This is a genomic window from Paenibacillus sp. ICGEB2008 (assembly GCF_000307675.1).
In the GTDB taxonomy this organism is placed as follows: Bacteria; Bacillota; Bacilli; order Paenibacillales; family Paenibacillaceae; genus Paenibacillus; species Paenibacillus polymyxa.
Genome location: NZ_AMQU01000022.1, coordinates 48,056 through 72,774, shown reverse-complemented (window position 1 = coordinate 72,774; position 24,719 = coordinate 48,056). Strand labels below are relative to the sequence as shown.

Here is a 24,719-nt window from a genome sequence, read left to right as displayed (position 1 = left end):
TTATAATTCCTTTACACCTTTTTGTACGCTTCGAATATTCAAAACGCCAGTTTCAGAGTCCAACTCAATCGTTCGTCCATAATTGCCACCCGTATCTTCCGCAATTAAAGGAATGCCCAGATCTACAAGCATTTCCTTGCACGATTCTACATTGCGCGGGCCAATCCGCATGGTGTCTCCACTACCTGCAAAGGCAAACATCTGCGCTCCTCCTGCCATTTTGGCAATCAGTCTGCGCCGTTCAGCACCCAGTTTCAACATTCGTTCAAATAACTCTGGCAGTGCTGTATCCGCATATTTGGCAATATTCAACTGCCCTTCACGCGCAATATCCGAGGACGGTAACATCACATGTGCCATGCCTGCCAGTTTCAAATGAGGATCATAGAGGGTCAATCCGACGCAGGAGCCAAGCCCTGTCGTGCGAATCGAGTTCGGGTTGCTGGTAACATTTAAATCTGCCATGCCGACTTTAATGATGCTTTTATCCTCAATCATCGTTCATCGGGACTCCTAACGACCTAAAGATTTTCCCGAACGATTCTGGATCAGGAATCAGGAAAAATTGACCCTCAATCTGATTCTGCCCTTCCAGAAACGATGTGTCAATCAATAAAGCAGCATCCCCCATCTGCCCAAACTGCAGCAGTCCGTAGCTGAGAATAGCTCCTGCCATATCCAGTGCCAGCGCAGGGACTGTTGGATACATGGATAAACGTGTGAAATCCGCCAACGAAGAAAGGTAGGAGCCTGCTAAAATGTTACCGATCTCCGACAGAGCTGAATGCTCCATTTCGTTAAAGCTATCCTCGTCATCCGAAGGAATATTCGCCAAACGGGAAAGTAAGCTTTTCGCCGCCTGAGGTTGCAATATGAAGAATAGATTACCAGGGGCTTCCCCTTCGACTCTAAAAAATATTGCAACAACAAGTTGTTCATTTCCGCCGACTTTGTCCGCAATTTCCTCAAAGGGCAGCATTTGCACTTTGGGCACACCCATATCGACTGGTTTATTGAGAAGCCGGGAGAGCGCTGTAGCAGCGTTCCCCGAGCCAATGTTGCCGACTTCTTTCAATACATCCAACTTGAAGTCTTCGAGATTTCCCAGATTCTCCATATATTAATCCTCTAAACCTTCCAGTTGGTTCATTTCGCTACGGTTCAAAACTTCGGACAAGTTCAGCATAATCAACAGACGTTCTTCACCAATTTTAGCAACTCCGCGAAGATATTTAGCCTTAACACCGCCAACCACTTCCGGTGGTGTCTCAATGTTGTCAGTATTCAGGTCAATAACATCATTCGCTGAATCCACGATAAAGCCGACTTGCATCTCGCCCACAGCAACGATAATAATACGTGTTTGATCGGTATATTCAGCTTCTGGTAATCCAAAACGGCCACGAAGATCAATAACCGGAATAACCACGCCTCTCATGTTGAATACACCTTTAACAAAATCGTAAGTTCTCGGAACCCGTGTAATCGGCACCATGCGTTCAATAGATTGGACTTTTTCTACTTCAACACCGTATTCCTCTTCACCAAGCTTAAATACGATAACTTTAATTTCTTCTCCCATGTTTAAAAACCCTCCTTATTGATGTCCGCAATCTCATATTTCTTTCATTTTTAATGAAGACATTATTTAATGAAAACATTCGGGTCAATGATCAAAGCAACCTGACCGTCACCCAGAATCGTGGCACCTGAAATTCCTTGGATGTTTGGAAGATACTTGCCCAGATTTTTAAGGACGATTTCACTTTGTCCCAAAAAGTCCTGTACGGAAAGAGCTGCCAGACGGTCTCCCTTACGGATGACCACGACCTCTGTCTCTTCTTCTTCATCTTCGTTGAAGTCCGGTACCTCAAACAGCTGACTCAAGGAGATAAGCGGGATATGAGAATCGCGGAAAGCAATCATCTTATTGCCATGCACAGAACGGATTTGCTTACGCTTGACGATCGCAGTTTCCACAATGGAAGACAAAGGAATCGCATATTTTTCAGAACCGATCTGTATCATCATGGCTGCAATAATGGATAGAGTCAACGGTAATTGTACAGAGAAATTAGTGCCCTGGCCCAATGTGGAGTGAACCGTAACATTACCACCCAAAGCGGTAATTTTAGATTTAACAACATCCAGACCGACACCGCGTCCTGATACGTCTGAAATGACTGCAGCTGTACTAAAGCCCGGAGCAAACAATACTTGATAAGCTTCCTCGTCGGTCATGGAAGCTGCTTGTTCTGCTGTCAAAATCCCTTTGGAAATAGCACTGTTTAGTACCTTTTCACGGTTAATCCCGTTCCCATCATCCTCAATCTCGATAAATACGTTATTACCGCTATGAAAAGCACGCAGTTGAACGGTTCCAGTTTCTGGTTTACCAGCTGCAATCCGGTCGGCTACCGACTCGATGCCATGATCCACGGAGTTACGTAGCAAATGCACCAGAGGATCACCAATCTCGTCGATAACCGTCCGATCCATTTCAGTCTCTGCTCCAGTAATAACCAATTCCAGTTTTTTATCCAGCGACTTGGCCAGATCGCGAACCATACGCGGGAAACGGTTGAAAACAGTATCTACAGGTACCATCCGCAATTTGAGAACAACATTTTGCAAATCACTGCTCACACGACTCATATGCTCAACCGTTTCCGTCAGTGCTGGATTGGAAGCCTCACTGGCTAACTGTTCTAAGCGCACACGGTCAATGAGCAACTCGCTGAATAAATTCATAAGTACATCCAGACGTTCAATATCTACGCGAATCGTACGGTTGTGCGTAGGAGCAGCCGCCTTGGCTGCTGGCGCTTTACCTGCAGCTGGCTTGGCAACAGAGGCCGCAGCTGGAGACTGCGGCTGAGATGGAGCGGGTGGCTGCACGGCAACAGCTGCTTCCTGTACCGCCGCTGTCTCAGCAAGTCCAGCAGTAACTTCGCTCATTTGTTTAAGCGATTCCTGATCCAGTTGTACCACTGAGACCGTGTCAATTTCAGAGATACCCGTGATTTCCTTTTCCAGCTCCCCAACTTCTTTCTGCGTTATGTAATATAACGAGAAGCTTTGTTCGAATTTTTCCTGCTCGATATCCTGTACGGACGGATAGGCCTTGACGATTTCACCAGAGTTTTCCAGTGTGTTGAATACCATAAAGGCACGTGCCGCCTTCAGCTGGCTCTCTGAACTGATTGTTACCTGTATATAGTGAACACGATGCCCTTCAGAAATCGATTGCTCCAGTACAGAATACTGGAATTGGTCCAAAACCAATCCAGCACTATCGTTAGTGCCTGCTTTTGTAGAAGGAGACTCTTCAGTGGCAGCATTTGAGCCGGACTTTAGGAAATCCCCGCTCACGATAGATTGCAATGAAGATACAATAGAGGAGACATCCGCTTTTCCATCGCCTCCCTCTGTAATGTGCTGCACCATGGATTCCAGGGCATCCAAACCTTTAAATAAGGTATCGAATATAAATTCATGCATCGCCAGCTTGTTGTTACGTACCAGATCAAGAACGTTTTCCATTTGGTGAGTGAGCGATGCCAGGTCTTCAAACCCCATCGTAGCAGCCATTCCTTTGAGGGTATGGGCAGAACGGAAAATCACCTGAACGATGCCTAGATCGGTTGGGTTGCTTTCCAGTTGAAGCATATTTTCGTTAAGAGATTGCAGATGATCATTCGACTCATCAATAAACATGTTTAAATATTGGTTCATGTCCATTGTGAGACACCTCCTCCATGAGTTACACTCCGATTATTTCACAACTTGTACAAGCTTGGGGGCGATCTCCTGCATTGGCAGAAGGTGGCGCACACATTTTAATTCAACTGCTGAGCGGGGCATTCCGTACACTACACAAGTCTCCTCATTTTCAGCAAATGTGGATTGAACCCCAGCGTCATAAAGCTTTTTCATCATTTTAGCCCCGTCGCTACCCATTCCAGTAAGCAATACTAGATGTCTTTCCAGCGCGGTTAAAGAGAGCAGCGATTCGAACATCGTATCTACAGAAGGACGGTGACCATTGCGAGCCTCCTCCATCTTCAGTGACACCGTGTATTTACCACCGGCTCCAGGCACAATTCTTAGCTGATATCCCCCTGGTGCGATGTAGGCTGTTCCCGTCTCTAGCGTCATCCCCTGCTCAGCCTCCACAACGCGTAGTGGACTCAACGTGTTCAAACGTTGTGCTAGCGAACGAGTAAAGTTTGGTGGCATATGCTGAACGATAACGATTGGAGCTGGAAAATCCCCAGGAATGCGCTCCAACAGGGTCTTAAGAGCCCGTGGTCCGCCAGTAGAACATCCGACCGCCACCAGTTTTCGAAAGCTGGACGTATGCACACCTTTTTTAAGTGACAATCCCTGTGGTGCAGCTGGACTTGTAGGTGCTGTTACTGGAGGCGTTGCAGCCGCAGGAGCGGAAGAAGCTGATGAAGTTACCGTCTTCCGTGACTCCGGCTTGACAAGCCCTGCTTTATCCTTACCCTGTATTGATTTGCCAGCAGCCGGATCAGAGCTCTTCAGCTGTCCCGACGTTATTCCCGTACTCATGGACAAGTCTTCTTTTTTCTGCACATGAGGTGCTTGCACTGGTTTCCTTGGCTGAACAGCTGGCTTGTCTATGCGGCCACCTGTAGCAGATGTTCCAGACAGCTGCTTTTTAGTTTCCTGCTTGGCAGCTGTTGGGACGGACTTCCCAGCATCTTTCTTGGGTTGAGCCGATGCAGCAGGTGGAGGAGCAAGCGGAACAACAGGAGGCTTGTCTGCCGAAGCTTGACTTCCAGCTCGTTTCTCAGCCGCAGCCTGTCCAGGTGGCTTTTCCATTGGCGTTTTTTTCGCTTGTTCCATTGCAGCTTTGCGCTCATTCGCTTCCTTGCGCTCCAAGCGGCTACGTACTGCTTGCATAGCAGTATGCATCTGTTCGAGCAATGCCTTGCTCACCTGCTCAATATCTTGCGCATGAGCAATGGAAGGCTTTCTTATAAAATCGAAAGCTCCTGCCTCCAGAGCCATGATGGTCTCCTTCATGCCTTGTTCATTAATGCCTGACAACATAATGACAGGTAGCGGATGGGCTGCCATAATCAGTGGCAATGCTTCAAGACCATTCATTTCAGGCATTTCGACATCCATGGTGACCAAATCAGGCTGCAATTCTTTCACTTTCTCTACAGCCTCTCTGCCATTGGCGGCTGTACCTACGATGTTGAACGACTCATCCCTTACAATAAGATCTGTAATAATTTTGCGCATAAAGGCCGAATCATCTACAACCAGCACCCGGTAAGCACACATGTTAAACACCCCTGTTTCCTCTCATCAAAAATCAATGCATAGAACGCCGCAACCATTTTTGCATAAATCCTTTGATTCCACTCAATGCACCTGGTTGTGGAACCTGTGGCATTGCTGCAAAACGGTGTGCCAGATTCAGTACATCTTTTGAAGCCGCGCATCCCGGAAAAGCAACCATAAAAGGTACTTGTCTTTTGACTGCCTGCATGACATGAGTATCATCACTGATATGTCCAAGCAGCGGGATTTCGATCTCCAAAAAGCGTTTCGCAACAAGTGCGATCTTATCGGCAACTTGACGGGCCTCATTATCGTTATCGGCACGATTGACTATAATTTTGAATACCGTATCTTTCTGCAACCCGTTGACGACTTTAATTAGTGCATACGCATCTGTTAAAGACGTCGGTTCTGGGGTGGTTACTACCATACATTCGTCAGCTGAAGTGATGAATTTAAGATTTTCTTTGGATAAACCTGCACCTGTATCAAAAAGAATATAATCCATGTCTGCTGCCATTTTTTCTACTTCTTCGGCAAAATAATTCAGATTCTCATCTGATAACGCAAACAGTTCGCTTAAGCCTGAGCCTCCAGCAATATAAGGCAAACCACCTATACCCGTTTGAATAATCTCATCAATTGATCTTTCACGTTTTAACAAGTGAAGAAGATTGTATTGTGAATGGGCCCCCATCAACACATCAATATTAGCCATACCGATGTCAGCATCAAACACAAGTACCTTTCGACCAAGAGATTGCAGGGCCAATGCAAAGTTCAGCGTAAAATTGGATTTGCCCACCCCGCCTTTACCACTGGTGATCGTTATAATTTTTGCGTGACGATTACGTGGGGGTAATCGATACCTATCCAAAGATGAAGCCATTTGTCTAAGTGATTGGGCTTGATCACTCATATGGAATCTCCGTTAACTCCTGACGATACTTTGGCTCCAAGCAGCATATTTGTCACCATTTCTGCATCGGGATGAAGCAGGTCGTCAGGAACATTTTGTCCATTCGTAATATAGGCCAACTGCATCGGAAACTGGTGCAAAAGATTGAACATTCCGCCACAACTGCCCGTCTCATCCATCTTGGTAAATACAACCTTCCCAAGACCAAACTTACTGAAATGTCCAGTTATATTGAGCATATCCCTGCTTTTGGATGTCAGGCTGAGTACCAGATACGTCTCACTTTCATTAATAGGCGAAAGCAGACTTTGCAGTTCTGATACAAGCAGTTCATTACGATAATTTCGCCCTGCAGTATCCATGAGGATCAAGTCACAATGCTCCAGACGTTGAATAGCCCTTTGGACGTCACCGGGAGATTGCACAACTTCAAGCGGTACATTCAAAATCGTAGCGTATGTACGCAGTTGCTCGACGGCTGAAATCCGGTACGTGTCAGAAGTAATAAATCCAACTTTGCGATGATGTTTGAACAACTGTTCCGCTGCCAACTTTGCAATGGTTGTCGTTTTTCCTACTCCGGTAGGTCCTGCAACATACACAATTTTGGTATCTTGGGAGATCCCTTTATCCAGTCTTGTCTGTATAAAACTGGTCACTTCCTCACGAAAGGCTTGTTCCCAATCAAAAGTTTCAGGCGCAAAAGGATGCTCACTTCGACGCACATGTACCTGTTCGATCCAATATTCCAGTAAATCACGTGCCACTTCCTGTTCCAACACATGCTCACAAATCTCTTGTAGCGCCTCAGGCCAAGTACTTTCCATTGAAGAGTTTCTGGAGAACCGAGTCATCATCGCTTTCATTTCCCGCAATTCATTAAGCAATGCCTGATTTTCCTCAGCTCCACTCTTGTCTGGAACACTTGCTTCGATTGGCCGTTTATGCAGCTCACTGGATGATTTCAGGTTCGAAAGCAATACTTCTTGATCAAATGCCTGAGATAGAGTCTCCAGGTTATTAGCAGACCTTGGCGACAAATGCTCCGTTGCTGATGCAACTTGTTCTGTATTAACCGTTAATTCAGCTTGTTCTTCTTTGGAACTACCGGTTATCTGTTGTGTAACCCGTCGATAAGCTTCTGGAGCTGCTTGTCTGGGGACTACAGGTACTGATGGTTTTTCTAGCTTCTCAGGGGTGTTCATTAGAGGCGAAGCAGCCCGGGCAAGCTGGTGTGACGAGCGTTCAGTCCGCCGAGGCTTTTGAGGTTGCTGCTCCTCAACTGCAGCAACCACTTCAATTTTCTTTTTACTGAACATCCCCATAAAACCGCCGACCTTCACTTCCTTGGTACTTAAAATGACGGCATCTGTTCCTAAGTCACCCCTGATTTGCAGCATGGCTTCTGGCATGGTATCCACTAGATATCGTTTCACTCTCATAAGTTCACCACCCCGACACTTTGAATTTCAACGTTCGGCTCCAGCTCACTGTACGACAGCACCGGGACATCCTGCATCGTCCGCTCCATCACTTGCCGCAAATACATACGTATTGTCGGTGACGTTAACACAATAGGCTGCTGTCCCGATTGAATAAGACGGTTGATTTGCTCCATCATCCTTTGATACACCGTTTGCGTTGACACCGGATCAAGAGCCAAATAGCTACCTTGCTCCGACTGCTGCACGCTCTCAGCAATTTTCTTCTCCAATCCTGGTCCCACGGTAATAACACGCAACGTTTCTCCCTGCTGTGCAAATTGCTGCGTAATCTGACGTGATAACGCTTGACGAACATATTCAGTTAGCACGTCTGGATCTTTTGTATAAGTACCATAGTCAGCCAACGTCTCGAATATAGTCACCATATCGCGAATAGAGATTTTTTCTTTCAACAGCTTGGCCAGCACTTTTTGTACGTCCCCAATCGCAAGCACAGAAGGAATAAGGTCGTCCACCAGCACTGGATAATTCTCCTTGAGATTGTCAACCAGCGAACGTGTTTCCTGTCTGCCAAGCAACTCATGGGCATGTTTCTTGATCGTCTCTGTTAGATGAGTAGCTACAACTGAAGGTGGATCAACCACCGTATAACCTGACAGTTCAGCAACATCCTTCGTGTTCTCGTCAATCCAGAGCGCAGGCAGTCCGAAGGCCGGTTCTGTCGTTTCAATCCCTGTAATGGAGTCGTCGTCGTATCCCGGACTCATAGCCAGATAATGATTCAACAACAGTTCTCCACCGCCTACCGTATTGCCTTTAATTTTAATTACATATTCGTTAGGCTTGAGCTGAATGTTATCCCGAATACGAATAACCGGCACAACCAACCCCAGCTCCAAGGCGCATTGACGGCGAATCATAATAATCCGATCCAGTAGATCACCGCCTTGCTGTGTATCCGCCAACGGAATCAACCCGTACCCAAACTCAAATTCAATCGGATCTACTTGAAGCAAATTAATGACACTTTCCGGACTACGCACCTCTTCGATTTGTTGCTCCTCCTCCAGCTGTTCATCAGCAATTTGCTTGCGTTCCATATTGCCCTGCATTCTTCGGGCTGCAAAAAACAATAGAATCGCAAGTGGAAGAGTTGTAATAATATGAATAGGTGTGAAAAGGCCCAATAATGCAATGGTGGCAGCCACTATGTAGATCAATTTTGGATATGAAAAGAGCTGTCCGGTTAAATCTTCTGCCAAGTTGCCATCCGACGTAGCCCGCGTAACAATCAAGCCTGAAGCCGTGGATATGAGCAGCGCAGGAATCTGGCTGACCAATCCATCACCGATCGTGAGAACAGAATACGTTGACAGCGCTTCTTGAAATCCTTTTCCCTGAACGGCCATACCGATAATAAAGCCGCCCACCAGGTTAATGATCAAAATGATAATACTGGCGATCGCATCGCCTTTAACAAATTTACTCGCACCATCCATAGCTCCGTAAAAATCCGCTTCCCGTTCGATTTTACTGCGTCGTTCACGGGCTTGCTGCTCATTAATTAGACCTGCATTCAAATCAGCATCAATACTCATTTGTTTACCTGGCATCGCATCCAATGTAAACCGGGCGCCCACCTCTGCTACCCGCTCCGATCCTTTGGTAATAACAATGAACTGTACGACCACAAGAATGAGGAAGACAACAAAGCCGACGGCAATTTGGCCGCCTGCAATCCAGCTACCAAACGTAGCAACTACTTCGCCGGCATGACCCTCACCTAAAATAAGTTTGGTCGTAGAAATGTTGAGCGCCAAACGAAACAACGTTGTAATGAGCAGCAATGAAGGAAAGATAGAGAACTGTAAAGCTTCCTTCGTGTTCATTGAAACAAGTAGAATCATCAAAGCAATAGAAATATTAATGACGAGCAGAATATCCAGCAGCCATGAAGGGATCGGGAGAATCATCATAAGAACGATACCGATGACGCCTGCAAGGACGGTTATTTCTTTTATTTTCACGGGTCTCTTGGCCTCCGATCCCTTTATTTCACTTTACCTTTTAATTTATATACATACGCCAGCACTTCAGCAACGGCCTGAAAAAGATCAGCTGGTATCGCATCCCCGATTTCGGCTCTTTGAAACAGCGCCCGCGCCAGCGGCTTGTTTTCCATCGTTATAACGCCGTTTTGCTTGGCAATTTCCTTAATTCGGAGCGCGACATAATCTTGTCCTTTCGCAATAATCTGCGGCGCCTCCATCTCCGAACCGTCATATTTCAAAGCCACAGCAAAGTGCGTAGGGTTGGTGATGATGACATCTGCATTAGGAACCTCCTGCATCATGCGCTGCATAGCCATACGGCGCTGCCGCTCGCGAATTTTCCCTTTGATCAGCGGGTCACCCTCCATTTTCTTGTACTCATCTTTGATATCCTGTTTGGACATTTTCAGATTTTTCTCATGCTCATAACGTTGATACATATAATCCAATATTGCTAAAATGAACAGCACCACACCAATTTTGAGTCCCAGTTCCATTGTTAATGAAGCCGTAAAACTCAACATCTGGTCGCCGGACATCTCAGCCAGTTTGGGTAGGTCAGCCTTTGTTTTCCAAAGTACGCTGTACACCAGATAACCAATTACGGTCATTTTTAAAACAGATTTCAGGAATTCAACTAATGACCTCATGGAAAAAATATTTTTGAATCCTTTAATTGGGTCGATTTTGCTGAATTTGGGTGTAATACCCTCTCCAACTAATAAAAAACCGATCTGCATGTAATTCGCCACTACCCCGATGACAATGGCACCCACAAAAATAGGAGCCAGCATAATTAAAATTTGCACACCATACTCACCCATCATGAGCAGCGTTGTATTCGGTGTTACTTCCATAGACAGCCGATTCACAAAAATATCCCGAAATAAGCGGACCGCATGATCCTTAAAATACCCGCCGAAAATCATGAGGCAAAAAAACGTAACTAGCAGGACACCAGCAGCGGGCAACTCCATGCTCTTGGCAACCTGCCCTTTTTGTCTTGCATCCTGTTTCTTCTTGGGTGTAGCTTTTTCCGTTTTTTCCCCTGAGAACAACTGCAGGTTCATAGCATATTTAAATGACAAACTACGTTCCTCCAGACCAGACATTAAGGACGATTACCCATAATATCCAACAAGTTGCGCATGGATTCGAACATCACAGAAAACAATCTTTCGAATATAAAAGCAAAACTTGGCATAAGAAGCAGTAACATGAACAATCCCACAATTATTTTTAGCGGCACGCCAATGACAAAAATATTAAATTGCGGTGCTGTTTTAGCTAAAAAACCGAGTCCCACATCCGTTAAAAAGGTAGCTACTACAATGGGAGCAGCAATTTGAAAGGCCAGCATAAACGATTCCGCAAAAGAACGTACCAGGAATTCAGTTACACTGCCACCATACAGCTTTATAAAAAAATCATTTGTCAGCGGTACCCAATCATAACTGTATAAAATAGCGTTTAGCAGATGATGGTGCCCGTTTATGCTCAAAAAGAACAATACAGCTATGGCGAACTTGAAATTACCCGTAAGAGGCGTTGAAGCCCCTGTCATGGGATCAAATACACTGGCCATTCCGAATCCCACCTGTAGGTCTATAAATGAACCTGCGGTTTGGATCGCTGTCATGAACAAATATGCAGTAAATCCCAGCAACAACCCAATCAGCACCTCACGCCCTACTAACAGCACATATGCTACATCGTTCGGCACCTGTTGATGCGTACCATATGTAAGATACACGACCAAAGCTAGAAATCCTGAAATTCCGACCTTAAAGATATTAGGTACCCCTCGGGTTGAAAAAATAGGCGCTACTACAAAAAACGAGGTAATCCGACAAAAAATCAGCAAAAAAACAGGAAAACTCTGCAACAATATGTTCATCACTTTCAGCCTAACCTATATATTTGTACAGATTGTCCAGAATGTTATACGTAAAGTCCACTAATGTGGTCAATATCCAGGGCCCGAACAAAAGCAATGCCAGCAATACGGCGACAATCTTCGGAACAAAGGCCAGTGTCTGCTCCTGAATTTGAGTTGTCGCTTGAAAAATACTAATGATCAAACCCACGACTAGCCCCAAAATCAGCATCGGAGCACTCACCTTGAGTACAATGTACACCGCTTGCCCAGCCAGGGAAATAATAAACTCCGAAGTCATTGCCGTCCTCCTTGATTGCTGTCCTTGCAGAAAGTATTCATGTATTAAAACTCAGAAGTAATGATTTGACGACCAAATACCAACCATCTACAAGTACGAAGAGCAGTATCTTAAAAGGAAGCGAGATCATTACTGGTGGTAGCATCATCATCCCCATAGCCATGAGTGTACTGGACACTACAATGTCTATAACTAAAAAGGGTATGAAAATCATAAAGCCCATCTGAAATGCCGTTTTCAACTCACTGATTGCATAAGCCGGAACCATCACCGTTAGTGGAATATCTTGATAATTCTTTGGTTTTTCCATCTTGGTGTATTTCATAAAGAGCAGTAGATCCTTCTCACGTGTATGAGAGAACATAAAGGTCTTAATGGGTACCGATGCCTTATCCAGTGCCTGAGACTGTGTTATATCCCCCTTGAGATACGGCTGAAGCGCAGTTTCGTTCATAGCGGAGAAGGTCGGTGCCATAATAAATAAGGTGAGAAACAAGGCCAGTCCGACAAGCACCTGATTGGGTGGCATCTGCTGAGTTCCCAGTGAAGTTCGCACAAAGCCAAGTACAATCACGATACGCGTAAAACTTGTCATAAGTACAAGCAACGCGGGCGCTACACTAATGACAGTAATAAGTAAAATAATAGACAGCGAGGTGGCACCGGGCTGTCCTTTGTCCGAATTGCCGACTTGAATATCAATGTTCGGAATCGGTTCCGCAGAGGCCGCCGTCACCGAAATGAAGCTGAATAAGACAAGCAGCAAACATGCTAGTATAATCTTTTTTCTCATGAATCTCCCGACCGATCTGTAGTATTCTCCTCATTGCGCAGCTTTTCAAGTTTATCCTTGCGATTCGGCATCTGCCGGAGCTTGGATTCAAACATCTCATGAAAAGACGTCTCCTCTTCAGACTGCTGCTGCTGTGCCGCGTTGTTCCGGCGAAGCTTATCCGCAATTTTAGCGAATAGCGGGGCAATTGGGCCGCGCTGCAGAGAAGCTTCCTGCTCCAGTGCGGCCAAAATTTGCTCCACTTCTTCAGGATCGGATACTTTGTCAACAAGCCGGATATCTTCTCCCACACCAATGAGGTACACACTGCTACCAACTTCAACAAGCTGAAGGGATTTATTGGGGCCAAGCCCCACGCCTCCCAGTATGCGAACGGAGCGGTTGCTGAACCAGCTCTGATTTCTTTTACTCAAAAACCGTATCAAGTACACGATCAGTACGATGATAAAGATTAGCACGAAAAGGACCCAAGCAATGTTTCCTATATTGCTGGATGTACTCAAAGCGTCAGAGGCACCCTGTTGTGTATCCATACTGGATGCGCCTTACACACCCAGTGTTTTGTTGATGGCTTCGATAACCCGATCCGATTGGAATGGCTTAACGATAAAATCTTTTGCGCCAGCTTGAATGGCATCAATTACCATAGCTTGCTGACCCATCGCGGAACACATGATAACCTTTGCATTCGGGTCAATTTGTTTGATTTCCTTCAGAGCGGCAATGCCGTCCATCTCAGGCATCGTGATATCCATCGTAATCAGGTCCGGACGAAGCTCCTTGAATTTTTCAATGGCCTGTGATCCATCCTGGGCCTCTCCTACTACTTCAAATCCATTTTTGGACAGGATGTCCCGAATCATCATTCTCATAAATGCAGCATCGTCCACGATCAAAATACGGTTTGCCATCTGAAATAAATCCTCCCTAAATTATGCTTTTATTGTAATTTTTGAATTCGGTCCCATTGGCTTACAATATCCGTTACACGCACGCCAAAGTTCTCGTCGATTACGACAACCTCGCCCTTGGCAATCAGTTTGTTGTTAACCATAATGTCCACCGGCTCCCCGGCAAGCTTGTCCAGTTCAATAATTGAACCTTGTGAGAGCTCCAGAATATCTTTAATTTGCTTTTGGGTCCTTCCTAATTCTACGGTGACTCTAAGGGGAATGTCCATCAATAAATTTAAATTGTTTTCATCCACTTGCGGAAATCCACCGGACTGCAAGTTAGAAAATTGTACAGGCTGCACATTTACATTGCGCCCTGGCGGTACAGCTCCGTAATGATGAGGCGTTCCATAAGGCACTTGCGGCGGTACACCTGCTGGCATTCCATAACCCGGCGTTCCATACCCTGGAGCGCCCTGCTGCCCATATCCCGGGTCTTGAGGATACATCGGCGGTTGTTGCCCATAGCCTACATCTTGCGGCACCTGCGCGGCTGCAGGCGGCTGTTGGTAGGCTGGTGACGGCGGCTGCGGAGTACTAGCTTGTGTCGGCGCTTCGGGAGCAGCTGTTGCAGCTGCCTGCTGTACGGATGCTTGCGGTTGCTCGTCATCCTCTCCGCCATTCATTAAGATACTCACCATCTTCTTGGCGAAATTAACAGGTAACAGTTGCATCAGCGTAGAGTCAATCAGATCTCCAATCAATAACCGGAAGGATACTGTAATCAACGTCTCTTCATCTGGCAGGCTGGATACTCCATCACCGTGCAGAGGATCCAAAATATCAATCCCTGGTGGAGATATATTAACAAAACGATTAAACATGGTAGACATAGAGGTCGCAGACGATCCCATCATCTGGTTCATCGCTTCCTGCACGGCACTGATGTGAATTTCATTCAATTCTTCATCTGCCGGATTTCCTCCACCACCAAGCATTAAATCTGCTATAACCTGCGCATCACGCTTTTTAATTACGAGCGAGTTAATGCCTTCAAATCCATCGACATAATTTACATGTACGGCTACGTGCGGCTTTGGAAATGCAGTTTCAAATTCAGAACGTGTAATAATTGAAACTTTAGGTGTCGTAATATCCACCTTTTGACCGAGCAGTGTGGAAAGAGCCGTAGCTGCGCTGCCGAACGTTATATTACCGATTTCCCCGAGAGCATCTTGCTCCAGGGAAGTCAGAAAATCGTCAACGGTCTTGCCTGCGGGAGTAGAATCCGTCCCCGCTTCAGACTGTTTCAGCAAGGCATCAATTTCCTCCTGGGACAAATAGTCTTTACTCGTCAATTTCTTCAACTCCTTCGTTGACAATTTCATCAATTTGTACGGCAACACGATCTCTTACCATGCCGGGACTTCCCATAAACTTCAATCTCTCGCCTACCCGGATGGATAGTCCTTCTTTGACTGGCTTGTTCAATGAAATGACATCCCCTACCGAAAGGCCTAAAAACTCAGCTACATTTATCCGGGATTCACCCAACTCCGCAATAATAGGAAGCTCTGCTTTGGTGACCCGTAATCTCAAGGCGTCTATCTCTTCAGGCGCCCTTGATTTCTTTTCGGATGTAAACCACTGGTGCGTGGACAGTCTGGCCATAATAGGTTCCAATACCACGTGCGGGATACAGAGGTTAATCATCCCTGTGGTATCACCAATTTTGGTGCTAAGCGAAATCAGAGCAATCGTCTCATTCGGCGAAACAATCTGCATGAACTGCGGATTTGTTTCCATAGCCTCTAGACGTGGTTCAATGTCCAGTACCGTTTTCCAAGCCTCTTGCAGGCTATCAAAGGTACGGCTGAAAATTCGCTCCATGATCGTCGTCTCGATTTCGGTCAATGCGGTAACCTTAGTTGGTGCCGAACCTGTTCCTCCGAGAAGCCTGTCCAGCATGGCATAAGCTACGTTCGGGTGAACCTCAAGCACCATTCGGCCTTCCAGTGGTTCAGCTTCAAAAATGTTTAGAATGGTCATTTTCGGAATGGAGCGAATGAATTCATCATATGGAAGCTGCTCCACCTGAACGACATTAATTTGGACAAAAGTACGAAGCTGTGCTGAAAAATAAGTGGTCAGATACCGGGCAAAGTTCTCGTGTATCCGCGTCAGACTTCGTATGTGGTCCTTGGAAAACCTAAGCGCTCTCTTGAAATCATAAGCGCGAACTTTCTTTTGGGTTTCTTCCTTTTTGAGTTCTTCCGCATCCATTTCACCGGACGAGAGAGCTGCTAAAAGGGCATCAATTTCCCCTTGTGACAGTACATCCACCAATGTTATTCACCCCCTTACGTGTTCCTGACAAGATCACCTGGAATCAAATGGCTGCCAGCAAAAAGTCTGTAATTTTGGCGTTCCCCAGGTGACCTTCAGGGAGCGACTTGTTGATGAGATCCGTCAGCTTGTCACTGAACTGATCCCGGCCTTTAGCCGTTCTGAGCTCATCAGGTTTGGTGTCTGCAAGTAATTGAATAACGATGGGCTTAATACTGATGTCCTTAATTTTCTCAAAAGCTTCTTTTGCTTTGGCATCATTCAATTGAAAAGCAAGATTCATCTGTACAATGTAATCTGCGTCTGCCAAATTCGTTTTGATACCGGTAATTTCAGAGCTTACTTCCACCAATTCATCCGCTGACAATCTTGGAAGTTGTTCTGCTTGAGCGGCTTGCGCATTCGGTATGACTTCCGACTTCTTCCCGCTAAGCGCTGGTATAAGTACAAAGGCCGCGCCTGCAATCAAAGTAATCGCGAGTAAAATTGTAATGAGCCATGGCAGCATCTTCTTCATTCGTCTTCCTCCATTTGTTGCACTTTTATCGTGGCGGCATGCATGCCGATTTCACGGCTGTAACTCTTGATCAAGGAGACGACATCTGCCGCTTTTTCCAATACAATCAACCGTTTCCCCGTCACCAAAGTGACGTATGTATCCGGTGTTTCCTCCACAGTCTCAATGAGCAGCGCATTAAGCCACATAGGCGAGCCGTTCAGCCGCGTTAACGGGATCATCGTAACACCAACCTCCTGATAGGTGCGGAGGAGCCTCTACTCCTCCGCGTTTAAATGAGATTATCGTTTCAAGTTTACAACTTCCTGAAGCACTTCATCCGAAGTCGTAATGATACGTGAGTTCGCTTGGAATCCACGCTGAGCTACGATCATTTCGGTAAATTCGCCTGTCAGGTCAACGTTGGACATTTCCAGCTGACCCGCGATGATAGCTCCAAGACCATCTGCATTCGCTACTCCAGGCTCAATTGCATCAATATTTGAGTTGACCGTAGTACGGTACAAGCTTCCACCGATTTTTTCCAGACCTTCTGGGTTTGTGACTCTGGCTAATCCAATTTGCGTACCATTGTCAACTGTTCCGTCATCCAATTGCTGCACAATTGTGCCATCCTGCGAGATGGAGAACGATGTAACATTGTCAGCAAGTGTGATAGGATCGCCACCTGCATCCCCTACGAAAAACCCATCGGAAGTCACCAGATTTCGGTTCGCATCTACGTGAAAATCACCCGCACGAGTCAGATAAGGGACTTCCTGTGCATCATTCATTTTGACCAGGAAAAAACCGTCACCGTTAATCCGTAAATCCGTTGGATTATTCGTAGTCATTGCACTACCCGGAAGATGCATCGTATCAATTGAGCTGACGGACACCCCCAAACCTACCTGCTTGGCATTTTGACCTGCAGTTGTCGTAGCATCAGGTGCACTTGCGCCCGAGCTGGTTTGGCTCAAAATATCCTTGAACATCACTCGGCTGGACTTGAAGCCTGTAGTATTTACGTTTGCAATGTTGTTACCGATAACGTCCAGCTTTGTTTGAAAGCCCTTCATGCCCGATACACCTGAATACATTGATCTCAACATTGAGTATAAATCCTCCTCTGATTGGTTGCTTAGTTGGCCGCATCAGTCGATCCGCGGCTTTTTCATGGCTTTCCTATTCGGGCCAGCCACTTTTTATGAAATAATTACAGCACTATCTATCTGCGTAAATACGTTATCCTCCATGGACTGCTTGTCCATCGCAGTAACAACTGTTCGATTAGGCACACTAACAATCAAAGCCATATCTTGCATTAAAATCAAAGATTCTTTAGCGCCCTTGGCAGCAGCCTTATCCACAGCAGAGTTAATTTTCGCCATTTGGTCACTTCTCAACTCTATTCCTCGCTGCTCCAATCGCTTGGCTGCATGGTTGCTGAGCTTGAGCACCTGTTCCTGCAACACCTGACCAAACGGCTTGGTGTCCTTTGTTACCGAATTTACTCGGTTTTGAGAAATCGCTGCCGGAGGAACGTTGGTAGGAAAAAGGCGTCCGACCGTTATCCTGTCATTCATGAGTTCTCACCGCTTCCAGTAGAGGAAGAAGATGTAGTATCTGACGTATCAGTAACAGGAGCCGTTGTGTTAGCCTGGCTTACTGATGTTACGTCTTTTAATGCCACCTCAGCCGCTCCCATTTTGGCATACTGCACACCGTCGCGAATAACGATGGAATCTACGATTCCACTTTTTACTGTACCTGCGCCTGCTTCACCTGTAATGGAATCCTTTTTACCCGGCTCAATCCAGCTAACTTCTTTTCCTATCAAACCAGAAGCTGTACCCAAAGACTGTCCCAATGCAGTCAACTGCGTAGATATGTTCATCAGTTGTTCCACCGAGGAAAACTGTGCCATTTGGGCGACAAATTCTTTATCCTCCAAAGGCTGCATTGGATCCTGATTTTGTAGCTGAGTGATCAATATCTTTAAAAATTGATCTTTACCCATCGTCTTAGTATCCTTGGCGCTTGCTGTTTTGACATTATTCACATTGTAATTCGGCCAGACGTTACTGGTGGATACATTGTTGTCTGTAGTCGTCATTGTGTTCTCACCTCCATCATTACGCTTGTGCTGTAAAGGAGCCTGTCCGATTCATGTCATCTGCGCGTTGTTCTGCTGTCCAGTTACGAAGCTCTTCTGTCATTTCAGCTACCTTCAAAGCATCCTCGCTCTCTTCTCTACCTCGAGCTTTAGAACGTTGGTTAGATTGCTGCTGCTGATTAGCTCCAGAACCGCGTCCATCCTGATACATATGGGAGGATAGCGACTCATTGTGCGTTACTTCTACTTTATCCACTTGAATACCTTGACTCTGAAGACTCGTACGCAACTGAGACATTTGCTGCTCCAGCAGATCCTTCGCCCCGCTATGCTCAGTCATAAACTGGGCAACCAGATGGCCGTTTTGCATCGTCAGCTTAACCTCCAGCTGGCCCAGATGATCTGGACGAAGCATGATGGTCGCTTCTGTCAAACCAGTGTGCTTTACAATATCAAGTTTCTGCACTACAAACTCAGTCATCTCCTTGGCAAATTGTCGTACATGTACGACTGGTTGAGCCGGAGCCGAAGGTGTTGTTCCCTGCGTTTGTACCGAAAGCTGCCCCGCAGTCGTTATCACCGGAGTCTGATTATCAGTTGCCGACGGATCCGCTTGCTCAGCTGCATCTACGAATGTACCCGCTTCATCCGTTACAGTCGTTTTAACTGCGGACTGAACGAGGAGATTCGTTGATGAACGTTGTCCTTCTGAGCCTTGCTGGCTAGTTTCACCCTGACTTGCTTGCTGCTGAGGAGCAACCTGTTTGTTTGTAGATGCCGCAGTTAATGTCTGAGTACCATTTGCCCGTTGTGCAGAAGGCTGAACCACTTGTGAATCTCCAATATCAGCAAGTTCCACAGCTTTCAATACTCCATTCCACTGCTCATCGGAAATAGCTCCAGTCCCAGCTGTTGCGCTTTGAAGCGATTGTAGTAACTGTGTCACCTTAGCCTTTTGGTCGCCCGAAGCCTGCTCTGCTACATTGGCAAGTTGTGACAAAGCGTCCTGCAATGCAAACCGAAGAGTTGCCGGATTAGCTGCCAAGGCCGTTAAGCCTGCAGCCTCTGCCGTTTCCCCGCCGTCTGCCTGTTGATTGGTTCCATTGCCTTGCAAAAACTGTTGTACTTGCTGAATCCATGATTGTAAAGCTGCAAGCAGCGCAGGATCGGCAACTACCTGATCATCCAACTTTTCGAGATTTTGCAGCAAAGGAGCCAATGTTTCAACAAGCGGCTCGGTTGGAGCTTCCGCAGATTCTCCGTTTGCAATAAGCGGTAGTACCATAACTAATGGAGAACCATTCGCATCTGTTCCAGCTGAGCCTGTTTGCCCACCTGTCATCATTTGCGTTAGTGTTTGATTAAAGGCGCCCGTGGTTGCTCCAGCAGCCGTGGTTGTACTTGTTGCTGACGCTGTCGTACTGCTAGCTGTTGGACTAGAGCTAAGAGATACACTTTGAGAAATAAGGGTCATATATTTTTCACCTCCCTTCAATTTAAATTACTTACTGCCCATCAGCTTATTCAAAATTTTCGCGGTCTGACCTGCATCCTTCGCAGACATATTTTGCAGTAAAGAAGCACGTGTCGAATCATCTACTGTATTTAATATGTTTAATGCCTTATCTGGACTGATTTTGTAAGTTTGTAAAATAAGTTCGGCACCACTTTTCTTGTCCATGGAAGCAAATGTGCTGCTGATTTGAGTACTTTGCAGACTTTTACTCGTCGTTCCAGCTGTACTACCCTGATCCTTTTTCAAACGGGACTGCAACGCCGCTACCGATAAATCCGTAGATGGCGTTACGTTTTTCAGAGCCATCGTAATATCCGCTGCTTTTTTAGCGTCCATCTTTTGCAAAATCTTCGCACTATTGGCAGGGTCCATATAACTTAACAGCTGCACGGTCTCTTCCGTAGTCAGATTCTCCATGATCGGTGCAGCTTTACTTGCCGTCATTCCTTCATACATGCTGGCAAGTTCTCTGGTCTGTTTTACATAAGGATCTTCACTTGTTGTTCCGTCTGTAGTTTGCGTACCTGCTTGTCCCTGCTGCCCGACCTGTCCCTGTTGACCCGTCTGCGACTGTTGTTCCTGTTGCGTTTGCAGTGTATTGACCTGATTTTGAAGTTCAGTAACCTTTTTATCTTGTGTCGTTTTAGCAGCCGTAGCCTTTTTGAGTTCTTCCGTCTGCTTGGCTAAATCCGCTTTTAACTGCTGAATGGTTGCTTCAGAGCTTTCAGACTGTGCCTTCTGATCTGCCTCTTTTGTCTGGGTTGCCTTATCCTTCGGTTCAGGAATCCAATTTTTAACAATTGGTATTTTGTTCCCTAATGAGATCATTTCGCTTCTGAAGTCCATATTGAACAGTGTGAGCAAGACCCCGACCAGAACAATTGTGAAGACAATCGGAATCAGGAAAAACATAAACCGTTCAAATCCCCCGCCTGATTCCTTCCCTAAATCCATATCCAGTTCATTTTCTGCTAACTTCTGTGCCATCGTCTTCCTCCTCAGGCAGCTGATATGCGTATCCTATGACGTTCCGCTTACCGGGCTTTCATGGCAAATCGCACGGAAGCCATTTCATCCAGCTCATTCTGCTCGCGCAGGAGCATTTCCTGTTGGAATTTCACGTTGGCCTTCTCTCTTGCTTTCAGCCAAACTTGTTCATCCAGCATTTTATCGGTCAAAACGGTTTGTTTGCTTTGCACATTTTGCTGCGCATATTGAACATCCCTATGCTTGCGTGTAATACATTGGTCCAGATGATTGACATAAGCTTGTAATTCCTGAATGCTAGAGAGTGGCGCGCAATCTTCGGCAGCCTTTTGAATGGCTGATATGACCCGATTCCTTTCGCCTATAAGCTGTGTTAATGTCTGCTCCTCAACCTGCAATTGTCCAACAGCACTGGAAAGCAGCCATTCGGCCTGTGACTTTTCGTTCGTTTTCAAGTCTACAACTTTTTGAAAGGAATACTGAAATCTCATCGTTCAACCTTCATCTCCTCGTAAATTCAGAAATCAAACGTTCTCGTACTTCGTCCAGCTCAGCCTTTTCATCGGTTCTTTGTCTTGTAAAATCCCATATATCCCGTATGCGCTCCATAGATTCGTCAATTTCTGCATTCGAACCCTGTTGATAAGCCCCAATGTTAATCAGGTCCTCTGAATCTTTGTAAATGGCCATCAAGCGCTTAATGTTTTCGGCAGCGTCTATTTGATCTCGTGGTGCAATGTCCTTCATGACCCGGCTAATACTTGCTAAAACATCAATTGCGGGAAAATGTCCTTTGTTCGCAATCCCGCGGTTCAAGACAATGTGTCCATCCAATATCCCGCGCACCGCATCCGCGATGGGTTCGTTCATGTCGTCACCATCAACCAGCACTGTATAAAAAGCGGTTATGGAGCCAGTAGGACCTGTCCCTGCGCGTTCCAGAAGCTTAGGCAGACTAGCAAACACAGATGGAGTGTATCCTCTCATTGCTGGTGGCTCACCCACCGCTAGACCGACTTCACGCTGGGCCATCGCATATCGGGTAACTGAATCCATCATTAACATGACATTCAACCCGCGATCCCGAAAATATTCCGCTATCGTCGTTGCAATAAGTGCACCCTTAATGCGGATCAACGCAGGTTGGTCGGAAGTGGCCACAATGACTACAGAGCGTTCTAGTCCCTCAGGACCCAAATCCCGTTCAATAAAGTCCAGCACCTCGCGTCCACGTTCTCCGATCAAGGCAATTACGTTCACATCTGCTTCCGTATTACGGGCAATCATACCCATCAAAGTACTCTTACCTACACCCGAACCCGCAAAAATACCAACCCGTTGTCCTTTGCCAATCGTAAGCAACCCGTCAATTGCACGTACTCCGATACTAATGGGTTCCTGCACACGTGGACGATTCAGCGGATTGGACGGTATATTGAAGGTTGAATATCTCGCCATTCTCGAGGGAATCAGTGATCCGTCCAAAGGCTGACCCAAACCATCCAGCACTTTGCCTAACAGCTCCGAACCAACCTGCACATTCAGCGGCTTCCCTGTTCCTACGACATCACAACCAGGACCAATGGATTGTAGTTCTCCAAGTGGCATCAGAAGCACTTTATTGTCTCTGAAGCCAACAACCTCTGCCTGCAATGGCTTTGCCGCTTTGCCTGGATAAATATAACAAACATCCCCGATACTCGCGTCCGGACCTTCCGATTCAACCATCAAGCCGATAACCTGTGTAACCTTGCCATTCACCCGAACGGGGTCCAGCTGTCGCAAATGATCCATGTAGCGCTGCGCATTAAGCCCCTTCATGTCTTCGCTCCTCATTTTCATGTGCCAGACGCAGTAGTTCCTTTTTAATCTCAGCTAATTGCGTATCGATCCGGGCGTCCACGCTTCCAAAGGAAGAACGGATGACGCAACCGCGATCCTTTACGGTACCATCCGGAATAATTTGCAGTTCTGCCTGCGAATCGACAGTTAATGACAATTCTTCCCGCGCACCTTGCACAAATGCGAAATGCTGAGGCGACACACACAATGTAATGATTCCTTTTTCTCGCTTACGAGCCAAATTTTTGCGAATTAACTCAATTGTATATTCCGGTTCAAGACTAAGCTGTTTTTCAATGACCTTCTCGGCAATCGCACTACTCAGTTCAACCAAAAAAGGCTCTGCTTCCTGAATCAGTTGTTCCTTAATCTCATAGGCCTGACGCAGAATATCTTGTGCTTCTTCCATCATCTGCTCCGATTTCGTCTGAAGCTCAGCCTCAGCCAGCTTCTGGCCTTCTTCATATCCTTGTTGAAATCCATCTGCTTTTATCGACTGAATCAACTGATCGTCATGCTCGCGTCGTTCCTGCCACCAATCTTCAATCTGCTGCTGTGCTTCCTGAAGCATTCGTTCCGCTTCTTCAGCCGCCTCGCGTACCTGACGTTCAGCAAAGTCCTTAGCATCATTCAACATTTCATCTCGGAGCCGTTCTGCCTCATAATCTCGCTGAGGCTCTGGCTCCGTATATTCAGTTGTGATTTCTTCATCCGTCGTTTCTGGCACGTACGTATGTGCCACATCAATCGTTTTCAAAGCCTCTACAGGCACATATTGGAAAGATTTAATCAAGTTAGACAATGATGTCATCTCCTCCGCCGCGTGCGATTATAATCTCACCGGCCTCTTCCAATCTGCGGATCGTTGAAACGATACGTGTTTGTGCTTCTTCCACATCACGCAGCCGCACCGGTCCCATGTACTCCATTTCCTCTTTGAAGGTTTCTGCCATACGTTTCGACATATTTCGGAAAATCACATCGCGTACTTCTTCACTGGACACTTTAAGCGCCAATTGCAAGTCTGCATTGTCGATATCGCGGATAATACGTTGAATGGACCGGTTGTCCACATTGACGATATCCTCGAATACGAACATTCTTTTCTTGATTTCCTCTGCCAGTTCAGGGTCTTGAATTTCAAGCGAGTCCAGAATTGTACGCTCGGTTCCGCGGTCTACGCCATTCAAAATCTGAACGATAGACTCGATACCGCCTGCATTCGTGTAATCCTGCGTCGCAGTTGCCGAGAGCTTTTGCTCCAATACTCTCTCCACTTGAGAGATGACTTCCGGAGATGTACTGTCCATGACAGCAACACGCCGGGCCACATCTGCCTGCTTTTCCTGTGGTAAGGACGATAGAATTGCCGCCGCTTGCTCAAACTGCAAGTATGAAAGCACGAGAGCAATGGTTTGCGGATTCTCATTTTGTATAAAATTCAATATTTGGTTCGGATCAGCCTTACGAGCAAAATCGAAAGGTCTCACCTGTAATGTCGCTGTCAAACGGTTAATAACCTCAACTGCTTTTTGCGATCCAAGCGCTTTTTCCAATATTTCTTTAGCGTAATTAATACCGCCTTGAGAAATGTACTCCTGAGCCAGACAAATTTGATGAAACTCGGCCATAATGGAGTCTTTTTCAATGGCATCGACCTTCCGTACATTGGCAATTTCCAATGTAAGTTGCTCGATCTCTTCATCTCGCAAATGCTTGAATATTTGAGCAGATACTTCTGGCCCCATTGTGATCAAAAGAATAGCTGCTTTCTGTCTTCCCGTTAAACCTTGACTGCTTGCCTTTGCCAATGAACTCA

The 24,719-nt window shown here is 46.2% G+C and carries 27 protein-coding genes; all 27 read right to left on the bottom strand.

Going from position 1 to position 24,719, the window contains the following annotated elements; genetic code table 11:
- Entirely contained in the window at nucleotides 1–498 is a 498-nt protein-coding gene (locus C400_RS0119460; protein WP_010346358.1) for a chemotaxis protein CheD, read from the bottom strand.
- Nucleotides 491–1,117 carry a chemotaxis protein CheC gene (locus C400_RS0119455; protein WP_013309909.1) on the bottom strand — a complete coding sequence of 209 codons (627 nt, stop codon included), beginning with the start codon at nucleotides 1,115–1,117 and terminating at the stop codon, nucleotides 491–493. Before C400_RS0119455 ends, C400_RS0119460 begins: the two co-directional genes overlap by 8 nt.
- Before the next feature lie 3 nt (nucleotides 1,118–1,120).
- Nucleotides 1,121–1,582 carry a chemotaxis protein CheW gene (locus tag C400_RS0119450; protein ID WP_013370696.1) on the bottom strand — a complete coding sequence of 154 codons (462 nt, stop codon included), beginning with the start codon at nucleotides 1,580–1,582 and terminating at the stop codon, nucleotides 1,121–1,123.
- Nucleotides 1,583–1,644: 62 nt separating this feature from the next.
- Nucleotides 1,645–3,741, bottom strand: coding sequence for a chemotaxis protein CheA (locus C400_RS0119445; RefSeq protein ID WP_016820967.1), 2,097 nt, complete (start codon nucleotides 3,739–3,741; stop codon nucleotides 1,645–1,647).
- A 33-nt stretch (nucleotides 3,742–3,774) separates the two neighbouring features.
- Complete coding sequence (locus C400_RS0119440) at nucleotides 3,775–5,319, bottom strand: chemotaxis protein CheB (protein ID WP_016820966.1); 1,545 nt, start codon at nucleotides 5,317–5,319, stop codon at nucleotides 3,775–3,777.
- A 31-nt stretch (nucleotides 5,320–5,350) separates the two neighbouring features.
- Entirely contained in the window at nucleotides 5,351–6,238 is an 888-nt protein-coding gene (locus C400_RS0119435; protein WP_017427933.1) for a MinD/ParA family protein, read from the bottom strand.
- A complete protein-coding gene (flhF, locus tag C400_RS0119430) occupies nucleotides 6,235–7,680 on the bottom strand; it encodes a flagellar biosynthesis protein FlhF (protein ID WP_017427932.1) in 1,446 nt (481 codons plus the stop codon). The genes C400_RS0119435 and flhF overlap by 4 nt, the downstream gene beginning before the upstream one ends.
- Nucleotides 7,677–9,710, bottom strand: coding sequence for a flagellar biosynthesis protein FlhA (flhA, locus tag C400_RS0119425; protein ID WP_016820963.1), 2,034 nt, complete (start codon nucleotides 9,708–9,710; stop codon nucleotides 7,677–7,679). Before flhA ends, flhF begins: the two co-directional genes overlap by 4 nt.
- Nucleotides 9,711–9,733: 23 nt before the next feature.
- Nucleotides 9,734–10,846, bottom strand: coding sequence for a flagellar biosynthesis protein FlhB (flhB, locus tag C400_RS0119420; RefSeq protein ID WP_016820962.1), 1,113 nt, complete (start codon nucleotides 10,844–10,846; stop codon nucleotides 9,734–9,736).
- Entirely contained in the window at nucleotides 10,846–11,631 is a 786-nt protein-coding gene (fliR, locus tag C400_RS0119415) for a flagellar biosynthetic protein FliR (RefSeq protein ID WP_038978126.1), read from the bottom strand. The genes flhB and fliR overlap by 1 nt, the downstream gene beginning before the upstream one ends.
- 10 nt (nucleotides 11,632–11,641) lie before the next feature.
- On the bottom strand, nucleotides 11,642–11,911 hold the full coding sequence (fliQ, locus tag C400_RS0119410) for a flagellar biosynthesis protein FliQ (RefSeq protein WP_007430038.1): 270 nt from the start codon (nucleotides 11,909–11,911) through the stop codon (nucleotides 11,642–11,644).
- Between the two features lie 37 nt (nucleotides 11,912–11,948).
- Nucleotides 11,949–12,704 (bottom strand): flagellar type III secretion system pore protein FliP, encoded by a 756-nt coding sequence (fliP, locus tag C400_RS0119405; RefSeq protein WP_013309901.1) that lies wholly within the window; start codon nucleotides 12,702–12,704, stop codon nucleotides 11,949–11,951.
- A complete protein-coding gene (locus tag C400_RS0119400; RefSeq protein ID WP_017427929.1) occupies nucleotides 12,701–13,237 on the bottom strand; it encodes a flagellar biosynthetic protein FliO in 537 nt (178 codons plus the stop codon). The genes fliP and C400_RS0119400 overlap by 4 nt, the downstream gene beginning before the upstream one ends.
- A gap of 12 nt (nucleotides 13,238–13,249) precedes the next feature.
- Nucleotides 13,250–13,615, bottom strand: a complete 366-nt coding sequence (locus C400_RS0119395; protein WP_013370687.1) for a response regulator — start codon at nucleotides 13,613–13,615, stop codon at nucleotides 13,250–13,252.
- A gap of 29 nt (nucleotides 13,616–13,644) precedes the next feature.
- Nucleotides 13,645–14,955 (bottom strand): flagellar motor switch phosphatase FliY, encoded by a 1,311-nt coding sequence (fliY, locus tag C400_RS0119390; protein ID WP_016820957.1) that lies wholly within the window; start codon nucleotides 14,953–14,955, stop codon nucleotides 13,645–13,647.
- Nucleotides 14,945–15,943, bottom strand: coding sequence for a flagellar motor switch protein FliM (gene fliM, locus C400_RS0119385; RefSeq protein ID WP_016820956.1), 999 nt, complete (start codon nucleotides 15,941–15,943; stop codon nucleotides 14,945–14,947). The genes fliY and fliM overlap by 11 nt, the downstream gene beginning before the upstream one ends.
- A 43-nt stretch (nucleotides 15,944–15,986) precedes the next feature.
- Nucleotides 15,987–16,460: a flagellar basal body-associated FliL family protein gene (locus C400_RS0119380; RefSeq protein ID WP_013370684.1), complete on the bottom strand. Its 474-nt coding sequence runs from the start codon at nucleotides 16,458–16,460 to the stop codon at nucleotides 15,987–15,989.
- Nucleotides 16,457–16,681: a flagellar FlbD family protein gene (locus tag C400_RS0119375; RefSeq protein ID WP_013370683.1), complete on the bottom strand. Its 225-nt coding sequence runs from the start codon at nucleotides 16,679–16,681 to the stop codon at nucleotides 16,457–16,459. Before C400_RS0119375 ends, C400_RS0119380 begins: the two co-directional genes overlap by 4 nt.
- Before the next feature lie 60 nt (nucleotides 16,682–16,741).
- Nucleotides 16,742–17,551, bottom strand: coding sequence for a flagellar basal body rod protein FlgG (gene flgG, locus C400_RS0119370; protein WP_017427928.1), 810 nt, complete (start codon nucleotides 17,549–17,551; stop codon nucleotides 16,742–16,744).
- 93 nt (nucleotides 17,552–17,644) lie between these two features.
- Nucleotides 17,645–18,025, bottom strand: coding sequence for a TIGR02530 family flagellar biosynthesis protein (locus C400_RS0119365; RefSeq protein ID WP_016820954.1), 381 nt, complete (start codon nucleotides 18,023–18,025; stop codon nucleotides 17,645–17,647).
- Nucleotides 18,022–18,555 carry a flagellar hook capping FlgD N-terminal domain-containing protein gene (locus C400_RS0119360; RefSeq protein WP_017427927.1) on the bottom strand — a complete coding sequence of 178 codons (534 nt, stop codon included), beginning with the start codon at nucleotides 18,553–18,555 and terminating at the stop codon, nucleotides 18,022–18,024. Before C400_RS0119360 ends, C400_RS0119365 begins: the two co-directional genes overlap by 4 nt.
- Nucleotides 18,556–18,574: 19 nt before the next feature.
- The gene (locus C400_RS0119355) at nucleotides 18,575–20,029 is read right to left on the bottom strand and encodes a flagellar hook-length control protein FliK (protein ID WP_017427926.1); all 1,455 of its coding nucleotides are present in this window, start codon (nucleotides 20,027–20,029) and stop codon (nucleotides 18,575–18,577) included.
- A 27-nt stretch (nucleotides 20,030–20,056) separates the two neighbouring features.
- Nucleotides 20,057–21,058, bottom strand: a complete 1,002-nt coding sequence (locus C400_RS0119350) for a magnesium transporter MgtE N-terminal domain-containing protein (RefSeq protein WP_017427925.1) — start codon at nucleotides 21,056–21,058, stop codon at nucleotides 20,057–20,059.
- A gap of 47 nt (nucleotides 21,059–21,105) precedes the next feature.
- Entirely contained in the window at nucleotides 21,106–21,549 is a 444-nt protein-coding gene (fliJ, locus tag C400_RS0119345) for a flagellar export protein FliJ (RefSeq protein ID WP_013370677.1), read from the bottom strand.
- A 10-nt stretch (nucleotides 21,550–21,559) separates the two neighbouring features.
- Nucleotides 21,560–22,879, bottom strand: coding sequence for a flagellar protein export ATPase FliI (fliI, locus tag C400_RS0119340; RefSeq protein ID WP_016820950.1), 1,320 nt, complete (start codon nucleotides 22,877–22,879; stop codon nucleotides 21,560–21,562).
- Complete coding sequence (locus C400_RS0119335; protein ID WP_013370675.1) at nucleotides 22,866–23,702, bottom strand: FliH/SctL family protein; 837 nt, start codon at nucleotides 23,700–23,702, stop codon at nucleotides 22,866–22,868. The genes fliI and C400_RS0119335 overlap by 14 nt, the downstream gene beginning before the upstream one ends.
- On the bottom strand, nucleotides 23,695–24,711 hold the full coding sequence (fliG, locus tag C400_RS0119330; RefSeq protein ID WP_013370674.1) for a flagellar motor switch protein FliG: 1,017 nt from the start codon (nucleotides 24,709–24,711) through the stop codon (nucleotides 23,695–23,697). The genes C400_RS0119335 and fliG overlap by 8 nt, the downstream gene beginning before the upstream one ends.
- Nucleotides 24,712–24,719 lie beyond the last annotated feature (8 nt).